The organism is Bacillota bacterium (genome assembly GCA_030705925.1).
Taxonomy (GTDB): Bacteria; Bacillota; Clostridia; order Oscillospirales; family Feifaniaceae; genus JAUZPM01.
Genome location: JAUZPM010000056.1, coordinates 1 through 14,470, shown reverse-complemented (window position 1 = coordinate 14,470; position 14,470 = coordinate 1). Strand labels below are relative to the sequence as shown.

Genomic DNA, 14,470 nt, shown 5'->3' with positions numbered 1-14,470 from the left:
TAAAGGAGAGAACGATAATGAGAAAAAGGATTGACCGTCCTTTGTGGATCGGTTCCCTGATTTTCCTGTTACCAATTGTTTAGGTTTGATTTATTGTGGGAAACTGCCTGAATCGATGGTCGTTAATTTAGATTCCAGCGGAAACCCAAATGGTTATGCTCAAAAAGAGTTTTGTAATATTTGTTTTGCCTATTTTAATGATATTACTTAATGTCGTTGTCAATATTTCAGTAAATAGAACATCTGTTAAAGGCAAGGCTGCAAAGCCTTTGGTTACGATTGGAGAATGGATTTACTTACATGTTTATTGTAGTTATTTCATTAGTTGTGGTCATTCCAATCGTATATTCGCTTTATTTATATATAAGGTGAAAATCAAATCATGCTGATTCATAGAAGCGTTTGATATAAAAATAGATAAAAAAATACATCCCGTGTTTTATGGTAGAAAGGAAGAAAAAATGAAGAAAAAAGTATTATCCTTATTTCTCGCATTCGTCCTGGCCCTGTCGATACTGCCTGCCGAGGCGTTGGCGGAAGATACTGCCGCTCCCACCATTACAGAGATGCCACCGTTTGAGGACATCGCATCCAGCGCGTGGTATTACAACGCCGTGAAGTACACGGTGCAAAACGACCTTATGGCAGGCGTGAGTGATAAGAGCTTTGCACCGGATTCAGCGATGACCCGCACTATGCTCGCAACGGTTCTCTACCGTCTTGACGGCTCGAAAAAAAACGATAAAACCATCAAATATACCGATGTTGACGAGTCCGCGTGGTATTACGATGCCGTCGAATGGGCGGCGACAAACGGCATCGCCACGGGCTACAGCGACAGCGTCTTCGGCGTGGACGATAACGTCACGCGTCAACAAATGGCAGCGATGTTCCAACGTTATGCTAAGTACAAAGGCCGCAATACGGATAACGTTGCCGATCTTTCCATTTACGCCGATGCTTCTTCAGTAGCAGACTGGGCACGGGGTGCGATAAGCTGGTCAATCTGTTGTGGCTTGATCAACGGCACAGACAGTTCGTCAATTTTGCCCGAGAGTTTCGCCACGCGAGCACAGGTGGCGACGATCTTAACACGTTATATAAACGGTTCAACATTAGAAAAACGCACTTCTGATTATATCTCCCAGTTTATAAAAGGCAACTTTAATGATTTCTATAAAGACAGCAGCAATCAATTACAGCAAAGTATCACTCAGGACAAACTGCTTCAAGGCTGGAATGCTATAATACAAGTAACCGGGGCACCCGGAGAATCTCTCGGCAGTATTTACACCAGGCAGAACGGCCAAGACGTTGTGGTAAGCTCCGTTGCTTGTAAGCTTTATAACATCAGAGAAACTATCAGTTATGACAGTGATGGCAAGCCCACCGGTATCTGGACTAACTTTGTACCAAAAGACTCGCCTAAGCCACAGTCTACGGAGAAGTGGGACGAGGTTTCAGTATCAGTAGGAGATAAGCAATTACCCGGAATGCTCACTCTGCCGAGAGGAGTGCAGAAACCGCCCGTGGTAATACTCATACAGGGCTCTGGTTCTTCTGACATGAACGAGGCGGTCGGCACCGCTCCCAACCGTCCGTTTGAGGACATCGCCCACGGCCTTGCCGAACAGGGAGTGGCAACTTTGAGATACAACAAGCGTACATATCAGTATCCCGCCGGCGGAGGCGACACAATCGCATACGAAATGCTGGATGATGCGGCAGCTGCCGTAAAACTGCTTGGTAACGACAGCCGTGTGGATGAAGATCGCATTTATTTACTGGGGCATAGTCTCGGAGGAATGATGGCGCCTAAAATCACGGCCGACAATCCTCAAATAAAAGGATTCATTTCAATGGCCGGTTCTTTACGTTCTCTTCAGGATATAAGCCTGGATCAGAACAAAGCGGCTATCGCAGCGGAAAGTTCCCTCACCGAGCAGCAGAAAAACGATCTGCTTGCACAGGTCGAAGCCGAAATCGAAAAGACGAAAACTCTGGATAACGGCGGCACAGGTTATATTATGGGTATGCCCACAAACTATTGGAAAAGCCTTAACGCCATCGACAGCATGGCTATTGTAAAAGGCCTAACCGTCCCTATGCTTATTCTCCAGGGCAGCGCCGATTTTCAAATCTATCCGGACAAGGATTACAAGCTCTGGCAGAGCACGCTAGCGGGGCGTAACAATGTGACGTTTAAACTCTACGACGGCTTGAGTCATCTGTTTATGCCGAATCAGATCCCTGCAAACGGCGCGCCAGATGTTTCGGTCTATAACGCTCAAAATCACGTTGACCCACAAGTGATAACAGATATTGCCGCATGGGTTAACAAACAGTAAGAGGTAAAAACACATTTTTATGCTGGAGCCGCGGAAAATTCTGCGGCTCTATTTTTTATAAAATATCCTTGATAAAACTCGCTGAAGTTGAGAAACTCTCTTTTTGTTTAATTTTTTAGTAAAAGATTAACTGCTAAAATAAATTAAATATTGACATTTTCCATTTTATAACGCAATAATATTATTATAAAAATAAAAAGCCCCATAGCCTATTGACTACAGGGCTTGATGGCCCGCCGTGAGGGATTCGAACCCCCTGCCCCCAGAATCGGAATCTGATGCTCTATCCAAGTGAGCTAACGGCGGAAATTGTGCAACATTAATTATAGCAAATGACGTTAAGCAAGTAAAGCGATTTTTATGGCGAACATTATGTTTCTGTGTTAAAATAAATGTTATGGATGAATGGAGGATTATTATGAAGGACGATAAAAAGCTGTTTCGAACATCGGTAAACGGGTTCAATAAATCGGATGTAACGGCATATATTGAAGAACTGGGTTTCCAGCTTACTGCTAGCAAAAGGGAAAAGGACGAGGCAGAACGCCAGCATAACGCAAAAATAAACGAGCTGAATGAGACGATAAAAGAACTCAATGAAAAGTATGACGCACTTGAGAGAAATTATAACAAAGAACGTGCCGAAATGGCGGATATAAAAAGCGTATCAGCCGCTTCTGCACAGGAAATAACTAAAACCAAGTATCTTTATGAGCAGGAGCGAGCAAAGAACGCTGATCTTGCTAGAAGGCTTCACGACTTTGAACAGCTCATGCCTGAATTTAAAGAAAAAGCTGATAAATACGAGCGTCAAATGAGTAAGATTTCCGAAGTCCTTGTAAGTGTTCGGCAGCAGTCTGATGAAATCATAAAGTCCGCAAACGAAAAAACAAGTGAAATTCGTAATAATCTTATTTCTGACGTTCGCGCTGCCGGTGATTACATAAATTCTTTAAAACAGGCATATACAGATGCTAAAGATGAAATATCTTTCAGACTTTCAGATATAAACTCAAAAATGGGAACCGGCATGGTTACGCTTGAACAGCTTCAAAATAAAATAAAGGACTTAGAATTATTCAATTTTGAAGAAGAGTGTCCGGTTGAAGAATTAGAAGAAGCAGAAGAAACAGAAAAGCAGGAAGAAGTTTAATGAGATATACCCTAACTACTGACGAACTTAAGAAAATAAAAGCTGAACTCCGAGTTGGAGACACTGTTTTTCTTTCTGGAACAGTATATACATCCCGTGATGCCGCGCACAAACGCATATTTGAACTTATTGAGAAGAAAAAAATACTTCCTTATGAAATCAAAGACGCATTGATTTATTACGCTGGCCCCACTCAGGCGAGACCCGGAACTGTAATAGGCTCGTGCGGACCGACGACTTCCGGAAGAATGGACAAGTTCGCACCAAGACTTTATGATTTGGGGCTGCTTGCGTCGATTGGCAAAGGTGTTAGAAGCCCGGAGGTTATTGATGCAATTAAAAGAAACAACGCGCTTTATTTCTGTGCGGTAGGTGGAGCGGGGGCTCTTGCAGCACAGCATATTGTAAAAGCTGAGGAGATTGCTTTTTTTGATCTGGGGTGTGAATCGGTTAAAAAGCTTTATATGGAAAAGTTTCCGCTATTCGTTGCAATAGATACATTAGGTAATGATATTTACAATAGGGAAGTACGATGACTAAAAAATATGAACTCATCCTGCTTGACTTAGACGAGACTGTTTTTGATTTTTCAAAAGCTGAAGAGCATTCCCTTAAAAATGCGCTTGATCGGGCGGGGGTCTATCATGATGAAAAAACGCGTGAGGAATATAAGAAAATCAATGCGTCACTTTGGCGGCTTTATGAGCAGGGCGGTATAACAAGTGAAGAGTTAAGGGTTGAGCGTTTTAGAAGATATCTTGATCATTTTGGTTTGCAGGGTGACGCTGAAAAAATAAATGTCAATTATTTAAATGGACTTGCAGAGTGCGCGTTTCTGATTGACGGTGCAGAACAGTTTGTGAAATACCTTCATTCAAAATATAAGGTTGCGGTAGTGACAAACGGGATAAGAGAAAATCAGTACAGCAGAGTAAAAAAGTCACCGATTGCAAGTTATATAGACGCGATGGTAGTATCTGAAGAGGCAGGGGCGCCGAAACCTGACGCACGCATTTTCGAGGAAGCACTTCGCCGAGCGAGACACACGGACAAGACGACGGCAATAATGATAGGCGACAAACTGAGTTCGGACATACTTGGAGGCATGAATTTCGGCTGTGACACTATATGGTATAACCCTTTAAAACAGGAAAATGATACAGATATTATTCCGACATATGTAGTTTATAACTATGAAGATATAATGAGAATATTATAAAATAAAATGGGCTGTCACACGACAGCCCATTTTACTTTGATTAATTAGCCTTCAATGGGAAGCTGGTATACGAATACTGTGTCTACCATACCCATTTCGTCGCCTGCCGGAACTACGTGATATATTACAACGTAATTTACATATTGATTGCCGGCGATAAGATCTGTTTTTGAGCCTATTGCCGCTTCGCCCTGAGGTGCGGTTGTTATAGCTCCGTTTACTATTGGTGATCCTGTCATAGTGTATATTTTGGCGTCACTTGTAAGTTTATAATAGTTGTCCTGAACATTTGTTATCTTTGCACCTGATGCTCCGTCGTTATTGTAGTCGAACGAAGCAAAGTTATAATAACCGATGCTGCTGGCTGATTTAATATAACCCTCATGGAAGTCTGCTGATGTGCCAGCTGTCTGCTCAGTCACTGTACCGGCCTTGCCGTCGTTTGTAAGTTCAACCTTTACAAAGGTGTTGTCAGCAATGCCGTAACCCGGGAGAAGCTGTTCAGCTGTATTTTCGTCTGTTGTGATGGTTACGAGCTGTCCACCGATTGCCATTGACATCTCATAGTAATACTTGCCGCGCTGTGATCCGGCTACAAGTGATTTTTCTATCATTATGCCATAGCCGTTGTTATCCTCAAGTAGATTTGGTGCCAGTTCGTCAGCAACCATGATTTTGATCATAGGAGCAGTTGCACTAAGATCTGTATTGTCAATGAGAATTTCGCTTACGTTAGTAGAACCGAATGATGGGATGTCTTTTCCGTTATAAGCCTCGATGACGCTCTCGCCAAGTACGATTTTTCTTACATATAGGATTGTGTTATTGTTTGCAAAGCCAGTGACTTTTCCGTTAATGCTCAGTGCACCAGTGGAACTGTCATAAGTTCCGTTTCCGCCTCCAACTGCGATTCCCTTGGAGTTTGCAAGATCCTTTATGCTTGAAATTGTGTTGCTCAAAACGTAGGACATGTCTATACTGAATGCCTTGCCGATGACTGCGATATTATCATAAGAGAATCCGGATTCACCGTATGCCTTACCGTCGTTTGTCAGCCATCCTCTTGCTCCGTCAAAATATTTACCGTCTGAGAAGGTTTTATCCATCTTTAATGTTTTTTCCTCGCCTGTCGGTAAAACGATAGTTGCAGTAAAAGTTTTAGTTAAGAGGCCTTCAATATTAACATCTTTGATCAATGCAAAGTTGTCAAGAGCACGTTCGTCTGAAAGCACGGCGCTTACGATGTTGCCTTTAGTGTCAAGTGCAAGATCGTATTCCTCGCCAACCTGTGACGGAGCCGGTGTTGTTGCGTCAGATGCAATATAGTATAGTTTTCCGCCAAGGGTGTACTTTTCTGTTCCGCGTTTATTAAAGACAACGTTTTCGACATAATCAGCTTTTTCGATGTTGTAGGTTTTTCCAAAGTAAGAGGATGATGAAGTTACTATAACATGATCCTGAGCGTTAAGGCCTTCAGAGATGTTTACAAGGGTGTTGCCGTCACGATCGGTAAAGTTTTTATATCCGGTTGTTAGTGTAACAACTCTTTTCTGGTTGTAATCAACAGAACTTATAATATCGTTGACACGCTCGTTGATCACTGCAACGTCATATCCTGATATGCTGTTGTTGTTTATTAGTGTGATCTCAGTATCGTTCTTTTTAAGCATATCGAGTTTAAATGATGCCGCCGTTTTACCATTTACGATAATTTTTGAAGGAAGAGAACCGTCAAAAAGGTTCACTTCAGAACCGTCTGTATTTTTTACATAGAAGTTTGTATCGTTAATTTTCTGGTAAACATCACTTGTTGTATAGCTTACCGTAGTGTTAATCCCTTCGGTAATGCCTTTAATTTCGTCCGCTGCTGATAAAGTGCCGTTATTATCAGTGTCTTTATACCATACATTGACATTGTGCATTAATAGATTGTCAACTCTGCCGTCAAAAAGATAAGTTCCTGAGCCAACATCACCTGTAAGATATACTTCGCCAGCTTCATTGATTGAAGATGTGCCAAGTGCAGTGCTTGTGCCTTCAAGAGTCATTACAGCATCCTTGATGCCGAATACTGCTTCCGCAGCTGTGCGGCTTGCTGCTATTTTTCCGTTGCCGTCATAAATCATAAATGCCGGAACATTCAAAGCAAAAAGTGAATTCTTTATCATTTCCGCAACGGTGCCTCTTGTTGCTTTTGTGTCGGGACCGACCTGGGTAACGTTTTCAAACAACTTGAGAAGTGATGCTTTGCTGATATAGCCGTAAGGAAAGCTTAAGCCGTTGAATCCAAGAGCTGTATCCAGCATTTTTGACACTTCGGCCAATGTTACCTTATCTGTTGGATGAAATCCGCCGTCAGGGTATCCGCCTACAATGCCCATTTCATATGCCCAGTTTACATAACCTGCCGACCATCTGCCTGCAGCAACGTCATAAAACCTTGTCTTACCATTAAAATAGGAAGCGTTTGAGCTGCCGTTCATAAGTACGTAAACAAGTTTTGCAAACTCTTCACGTGAGATTTCGGCGTTAGGTTTGAATGTGCCGTCGTCATATCCGCCAATGATAGAAAGTGAAGTAAGCAGCCCTATTGCATCGCTGTGTGCGTCGGTCTTTTCAACATCACTAAATGCAAATATATTCGTCATTAAGCTTAAAGACAACGCAATTGCAACAATTATTGAAATAAGTTTTTTAGCATTAATCATTTTAATCCTCCTTCTTGTTTAATATTAATGCATTCTTACATTTTGGATTCTAACAAAAACGAAAATAAGTTTCAATGGTTTACAATAATCAGTAATAATACTGTAATAACCGGTTTTTATTGGTATTCGAAGAAAAAATAAGAAGGATGCAATTTATGTATGATTATCTAATTATTGCTTAACTTTTCTCTTGCTTTTAATGACATTATATTAATGATTAAATATTGAGATTTTTAATTGCAATTTTAAATAAAAATCAGTATACTAATTAATTAGATATTTTAAAAAGATTATTTAATAAGGAAAATATTATGGGATTTTATAAACGTATTGTAGTGAAGATTGGAAGTTCATCATTAACATATGAAAACGGCAGGCTTAATTTCGGTTTTCTTGACCATTTCGTTCGCACGCTTGCTGACATTAGAAACAGTGGAACTGAGGTTGTCTTAGTGACATCGGGTGCTATCAGTGTCGGAGCGGCCAGGCTACATCTTCATGAAAGACCAAAAGACACGCCGACAAAACAGGCTGCGGCGGCAGTTGGACAATGTGAACTCATGTATGTCTATGACAAGATTTTTTCAGAGTATGGACATAAGGTCGCACAGGTTCTGCTTACACGAGATGTCGTTGATGAAGAACATCGAATGGATAACGTAATAAATACTTTAAACAGGTTAATAGAACTTGGAACAATACCTGTTATTAATGAAAACGATACTGTTGCGATTGAAGAGATCGAATTCGGAGATAATGATACTTTATCAGCAGTTGTGTCAAAGCTTGTGGGCGCGGATGCTCTAATTTTAATGAGCGATATTGACGGGCTTTATGATAAAGATCCGTATAAAAACCCCGATGCTGTAAGAATAGACGTAGTTTCTGAGATCAATGAAGATATATTAAAACTTGGCGGCGGTGTTTCGTCAAATCAAGGAACTGGCGGGATGGCGACAAAACTCTCAGCTGCTGAAATTGCTTTTGCTAATAATTTTGACATGTTCATAGTCAGTTCAAAATCACCGCTCATTCTTTATGATATACTTGAGAAAAAACAGGGTGGCACCTATTTTCAGGTGCGGAAAGATTAATCGGAGGGAATAATGCCTGATAATAATAAAAAAACAGAATATGAACGTGTATTCAACGAGCCGCACAAAAACGAAAATAGTACATCAAAAGAAGTTGAAAATTCAAGTTCGGTTGTAGAAGAGAATAAAAATATTGATAGTGTCTCGGTAGACGACAAGGCCTTAGAGGAACTTTTTGAGAATGTCCCTCCGGACGAGGAATTAAGCAAATTAGAAAGAAACCCTGTTTCTAATAGCCTTCCTAAATATGTTATCTCTCAAAAAGCCGCGAAGGCAGCTTCTGCAAATCAGGACAAGCCAAATAAAATAGACGAAAAAAAAGATATTCAAACAGAAAATGATATGGCTTTAAAAAAGCCTAAAAATAAAAAAAATAAAGAAAGTGCGACAATTGAATTTCCAAGCTATAAACATAAAAGTAAAAATAAAAAATTAGACTTTTGCATTACTTTTACGACAGGCCTTTTGACGCTTGCGATTATAGTGCTTGCTTTGATTTCTGGATTTAAATGGGTTTATGGCATGTTTGATGATAATAATATGCTTGCTCCGGATAACGTCGAAAATGCCGGCAAGGAAGTTAACATTCCGCCTTTTGTAGCACCGACGGATTTTCTTACTTTAAAAAACGGTGACATGATATATGCGGGGCCAATATCAAACATAGCTCAGCAGGATATGCCTGACTTTAAAAGTGCTGATGATATTTCTGACAATTATTTATTGTCATTTGGAATATGGCAGGTGTTGTCTCAGGGAGGAGATTATACAGACAGTTTTACGCAAAGTGATGGCACTGTTCATATACCCTTTGACGCTGTGTCAAGCGCCGCTCATGAGTGCTTTAATTTTAATCGAGAACTTCCAAAGGAAAAAATAACTGTATATGCTCCTTTTGATTATTCAGCTGAAAACAAATCGTTTATCACACAGCCTTATGGAATTGATCCGATTTATTTTGCACGGGTGCAAAGCGTCAGTGAAAAAAACGGTCAGGTGCTGTTAACATGCGAATATGTAACGCCGTCTGAACAGTATGCGTTTGAAGACGGATCCGGACAAAAGCCTGCCGCAAAAAAAACAGTTTTGATCACTATAAAGCCCTCTAAGGATTCAAAATATAAAATATTATCTTTAAAAACTCAATCATAATAAATTAAACAGCCTTCTTTACAAGAAGGCTGTTTAATTTATTGATTGTACCTTTTGATGATAAATTCACACAGCATTAGGCATAGAATTATATAGCTTGATAACCTTTAAGTTTTATAGTAGAATTGAATTAATAAATTTAGAGGAAGGTGCGGCAATGAGCAACTCTGAATTTGTAGGTGAAAATAAAATACTTGATGATAACCCGCTTAAAAACCAGACATTTGATTATACTATTAAATCAAAATATATTATGGTTATGTTAGCTGATTTCAGCAATATTCTCAATTCTATGATTATAAAAGGGATTGAGGGTGAGGTATCACGCTATGATTATAAGGTTATTGTTGTGAACTGTCATAATGACGAGGAACTTCAAAGATCTTTCTTGCCGCTTTTGACGAGAAAAGTTGCGGCAGGCCTTATTATTGCCTGTCCCTATTTTAATACAGAAGAAATGGTTCGTCTTTCGAGAAGATTCCCTATTGTTCAGTGTGGGCATAACGTGAGCGACGAGATTCCTTTTGTTGCTGCTGACAATGAAAGAGCTGCCTTTGATATCGTTAATATGATAATAAAAAAAGGAAGAAAACGTATAGCTTTTTTCACGACGAATAACCTCAGAGGTCCTACTGTAGGCAGGCTGAAAGGCTATATCTCAGCTTTAAATAAAAACGGAATACCATTTGACAAAGACCTTGTTTTTTACGGCACATACGGATTTAGAAATTCATGCGCTGTTACTGAAAAATTCCTTTATGAGAATCCGGATGTTGACGGCATTTTCGCACTTTGCGATAGAATGGCAGCCGGCGCTATAACAGCCATAAAAAAGCTTGGGAAACGTATTCCGGATGATATTTCGGTCGGTAGTATCGATAATGTTCCGTCTTCATACGAAATACAGCCCAACCTAACTACAGTTTATCACAGACAGGAAGAAATGGGTCAAAAGGCGGCGGAAATGCTTATAAAAAAAATAAAAAGAAGAGTTATCCCCCAGGATAAGGTTTTTATAGGGTATGATATTATTATCAGAGACTCGATATAAAATATAAAACAAATCAACGATATCCGTTATTTTGACGGGTATCTTTTTTTATTTTTAACAAGAAAAAGTGCTAATTTATTGGCTAAATTATACAAACACAATAATAAAATTTGTAAAAATTAAACAATGAAATCTGGAGGTTGAATGGCGAAAAAAAACGGTCTAAATTTCGTTTATTATCCCAATAGAAACAAAAAAGTATATGAGCTATCATTAAATAAGCATTGAGAGAGTTTTTATTGCCAAGAAAAATACCAAAGGGGGGTTAATATGAAGAAGTTTTTGAAATCAGCGATATCATTGATTTTAGTTTCGTCAATGCTTTTTGGGCTTATGCCTTTATCCGTTTTTGCCCATAACCCGTTGGGGTCGTTTATGTCAGAGGCGGCATCTGTTCCTTCAGAACAAAAGGCGGAGCAGCCGGCTGAAGAAACACCGGCAGTATTAAGTGAGCCGGATGCGGCGCTGGAGACAGCGCAAAGCATTATTGATGAACCGGATATCGTAGTAACCGAAGTCTTACAGGATTGTGCGGATGCTGATTATTATGAGGCTGTCGAAATTTACAATACGTCCGACAAAACACTTGATCTTAAGGATTATGCCTTGGGTTATAAAGTAGATACTGTTGCAGTCGATGAAACAGCCCTTGCGTCACCTGCACTTGTGGGGCCGAGCAGCACGTACATTAATGCTATAACAAAATATTACCGTTATGGTGTTCCCGGCGATGAGTCTACAGTTTCAAGTCTTCCGTTCCCTGCACATTCAAGTATGGTGCTTTGGATTAAAAATCTTAATTCAACTTATACTCAGACTATAGATCAGTTTATTTCAACAAATAAAATTGATTCGGCAGATCAGGTGCTTATTGCGGGCGAAGGGAAGCAGGTAAGTGGAGCTGATGTCGGGAAAATGACAAACGGCACTGCGTCGGGATTTTACTTGCCGCAGCATTCAAAGCAAAGAGTATCTCTTTTTGTTATTAAGAAAGCAACTAGGACAGATGATTTTCAGACAATGGTCGATGCGGCTGATAAAACATCAATAGTAAAACCGGGAAACGAGGTAATAAGCACAGCAAGATATAACTTTATTACTGCAGAATTCCCAGCAGGCAATTCGATTAAGTTTCATTGGGATGATACAAACAAAATAATGCGCCCTTATCCGGATATGAAAGGCTCAAGCACAACGGCTCATACTCTGGGTAAAATGGAATGCTGGCAAAAACCGCAGATATCGGGAGATATTATTAATCCTACAATTACAAACACTACTTTGCAGGAAGGCGACGTGGCAGCACCGTTCATATCAGCTGAATTAACGGATGATACAGATCTTCGCACTGCCACTGTCTACTACAGGGGGAGAAGCTGGACAGACACATCCTATAAAAAAATCACTAAAGACTTTGTTTTTGAAAGCGGAAGATACCTAAATGATGTAAAAAGCAAATCCATTAAAGCCGATATTGACAGCAAAGAGGTCATGGGCTCAGACTATATAGACTATTATATAGAAACCACTGACGGAGCTGGTAATACGGCTACTTTAGGTACTGCTGGCAGTCCGTTATCTATTGATTTAAGGGAGAGCTATGAACACATAGATACTGTTCCACCGACTGTGCAGGTGATTGCGCCTGCGGCGGATGCACAATTTAAGTGGAAGTTTGACGGAACAATAACCGCGACCTATTCGGATAATAAGACAATTGACACATCTTCGGTTAAGGTTGTTGTTGACGGAACTGAATATGATGTTCCGGGTGCGACAGCCTCAGGATTTACATACTCGCTTGCGGACAATCCTATAACAACGCTGGGTACACATACTATTGCGGTAAAGGTAAAAGACGAGGCTAGACCCGTTCAGAATGAAACAACTGAATCTGTAAACATTGTTATCGGTGCTGATAAGGGTGTGATGCAGAATAGTTCATCAGATCTGTTTGTAAAAACCGGCTCCGATATGAACGTCATATCAGATGTATACAGCGATACGCAGATTCAAAGTGTAAGGCTTTATTATAAAAAAGCGGGTGATACACAATTTAACGTAATGGATATGGCTGCTGGAGCATCGGAAAGCGCCGGCGGAAATCTTACGAAAACTAAATATTCAGCAACCATACCTTCCGTATTCTATGGAAATGCAAGGAAAGTTGATTATTATGTCGAGGCTGTTTCGGGCTCAACCCTGCGTTATCCTGAATCAGGAACAACGTTTGTTAATGCGTCGGATCAACCTGAAATACTGATTACAGAAGTTTTGCAGGACAATAAAGGAGCGGATTATTATGAGTCCGTTGAAATGTATAATAATACCGACCGAACAATAGATCTTAAAGACTATGCAATAGGTTTTAAAACTGATGCTAAGCCTGCAAGTGAAGAAGCTCTTGCAGCGTCTTCATATACAAGTCCGAGCAGCACATATGTTAATTTTATTACTAAATATTTCGTAAATGGTGCCGCGGGTGATGAGTCAAAGGTTAAAAGTTTGCCATTTCCAGCAAAATCAACAATGGTTTTATGGATTAAAAATGCTAACCCGGCATATAGTCAGACAATAAGCGATTATTTGTCACAAAATCCAAATGTATCAGAAGACCAGTTGTTGTTTGCTGGTCAGGACAATACTATGACAAACGGAACCCCTTCAGGTTTCTATCTGCCGCAGTATGCAGGCTCTAGATGTTCGATGTTCGTTATTAAACTGGGTTACAGGACGAATAAACATGCCGATGTTATCGATGCGGTAGTAAAACAGACTGTGGTAAAACCGGAGCACAGTGTTGTTTGCACCGCAAGATATCTCTATGCAACAGCTGACTTTGCTGAGGACAAATCAATTAAATTCAAGTGGGATGGCGCAAAAGGCATCATGCGTCCATACCCTTCTATGGACGGAGCAAATACCACTGTACATAATATTGGATATATTCAGCAGTATCAAAAGCCGCCTTATACAGATGATGCGACTCCACCGGTGGTTACATCAACACCACTGTCAGAAACGGCGCCGGGTGCTGTAACGCTCGCGGCACAAGTGACTGACACAAATGATATAAGGACAGGACGGATATTTTACAGGCTTGAGGGAGATTCAAATTGGACGGTTACAGAGCATAATTTTGTGGAAGAGGATTCGAGAGATAAGACTGATATTACTCTTTCACAAATGATACCGGCTAATAAAGTTGGCGGCAGCGCTTATATTGAGTATTATTTTGAAGCTGTCGACGGTAACGGAAATTCTGCAACCTGCGGCACAGCAAAAGAGCCGTATAAAGTAGTTATTGGTGATCATATCCCGCCAACGATAACAATCACTTCGCCGGAAAAGGGGCAAAGCTTTGACGGCTGTTACACAGGGACATTGAAAGCGGTTCTTTCGGATAATATGGCTATTAACCGTCTGAATGCAGCTGTTAAGGTCGATGGTAAAAGTTATATAGTTCCCTTTCTCAATATTACAGAGACATCGCTTGAGTTTTCATTTGCGGATAAGCCTCTCCCTATCGGTAAACATACTATAACTGTCGAAGTAACCGATACATCCGTTACGCCCAACACCGGCTCGGCATCTGTCGAGATAAATGTAGTGAAACCGACGTCAAAACAAATTATACATACTCCGGTAAGCGAGCTAGGATATGGAAAATCATTACTACTTACAGCTACTGTGGTTGATGGCGGCGCAGTTCCGACAGTGCAGTATAAGAAGAAAAATACAGCTG

9 protein-coding genes and 1 tRNA gene are annotated in these 14,470 nt (G+C 40.4%); 8 read left to right on the top strand and 2 right to left on the bottom strand.

Annotation, left to right across the window (positions count from 1 at the left end):
* The first annotated feature begins 566 nt into the window (after window positions 1-566).
* Entirely contained in the window at window positions 567-2,348 is a 1,782-nt protein-coding gene (locus Q8865_08805; GenBank protein ID MDP4153517.1) for an S-layer homology domain-containing protein, read from the top strand.
* A 229-nt stretch (window positions 2,349-2,577) separates the two neighbouring features.
* Here Q8865_08805 and Q8865_08800 read toward each other — a convergent pair.
* A tRNA-Arg gene (locus Q8865_08800) sits at window positions 2,578-2,654 on the bottom strand.
* Window positions 2,655-2,766: 112 nt separating this feature from the next.
* Between Q8865_08800 and Q8865_08795 the strand changes: the two genes are divergently transcribed.
* From Q8865_08795 to Q8865_08785, 3 genes are read left to right on the top strand one after another with little or no spacing between them, the layout of a single operon-like run.
* A complete protein-coding gene (locus Q8865_08795) occupies window positions 2,767-3,501 on the top strand; it encodes a hypothetical protein (GenBank protein ID MDP4153516.1) in 735 nt (244 codons plus the stop codon).
* Window positions 3,501-4,037, top strand: a complete 537-nt coding sequence (locus Q8865_08790) for a FumA C-terminus/TtdB family hydratase beta subunit (GenBank protein ID MDP4153515.1) — start codon at window positions 3,501-3,503, stop codon at window positions 4,035-4,037. The genes Q8865_08795 and Q8865_08790 overlap by 1 nt, the downstream gene beginning before the upstream one ends.
* The gene (locus tag Q8865_08785) at window positions 4,034-4,720 is read left to right on the top strand and encodes a YjjG family noncanonical pyrimidine nucleotidase (protein ID MDP4153514.1); all 687 of its coding nucleotides are present in this window, start codon (window positions 4,034-4,036) and stop codon (window positions 4,718-4,720) included. Before Q8865_08790 ends, Q8865_08785 begins: the two co-directional genes overlap by 4 nt.
* A 44-nt stretch (window positions 4,721-4,764) precedes the next feature.
* On the opposite strand, the gene Q8865_08780 is transcribed toward Q8865_08785, so the two are convergent.
* Window positions 4,765-7,428 (bottom strand): S-layer homology domain-containing protein, encoded by a 2,664-nt coding sequence (locus Q8865_08780; protein MDP4153513.1) that lies wholly within the window; start codon window positions 7,426-7,428, stop codon window positions 4,765-4,767.
* Window positions 7,429-7,739: 311 nt separating this feature from the next.
* Here Q8865_08780 and proB point away from each other — a divergent pair, with 311 nt between their 5' ends.
* From proB to Q8865_08760, 4 genes are all read left to right on the top strand, one after another.
* Window positions 7,740-8,522 carry a glutamate 5-kinase gene (gene proB, locus Q8865_08775; GenBank protein MDP4153512.1) on the top strand — a complete coding sequence of 261 codons (783 nt, stop codon included), beginning with the start codon at window positions 7,740-7,742 and terminating at the stop codon, window positions 8,520-8,522.
* 12 nt (window positions 8,523-8,534) lie between these two features.
* A complete protein-coding gene (locus tag Q8865_08770; GenBank protein ID MDP4153511.1) occupies window positions 8,535-9,674 on the top strand; it encodes a hypothetical protein in 1,140 nt (379 codons plus the stop codon).
* Window positions 9,675-9,831: 157 nt separating this feature from the next.
* On the top strand, window positions 9,832-10,725 hold the full coding sequence (locus tag Q8865_08765) for a substrate-binding domain-containing protein (protein MDP4153510.1): 894 nt from the start codon (window positions 9,832-9,834) through the stop codon (window positions 10,723-10,725).
* Between the two features lie 270 nt (window positions 10,726-10,995).
* A partial coding sequence (locus tag Q8865_08760) for an Ig-like domain-containing protein (protein MDP4153509.1) occupies window positions 10,996-14,470 on the top strand: 3,475 nt, incomplete at its 3' end.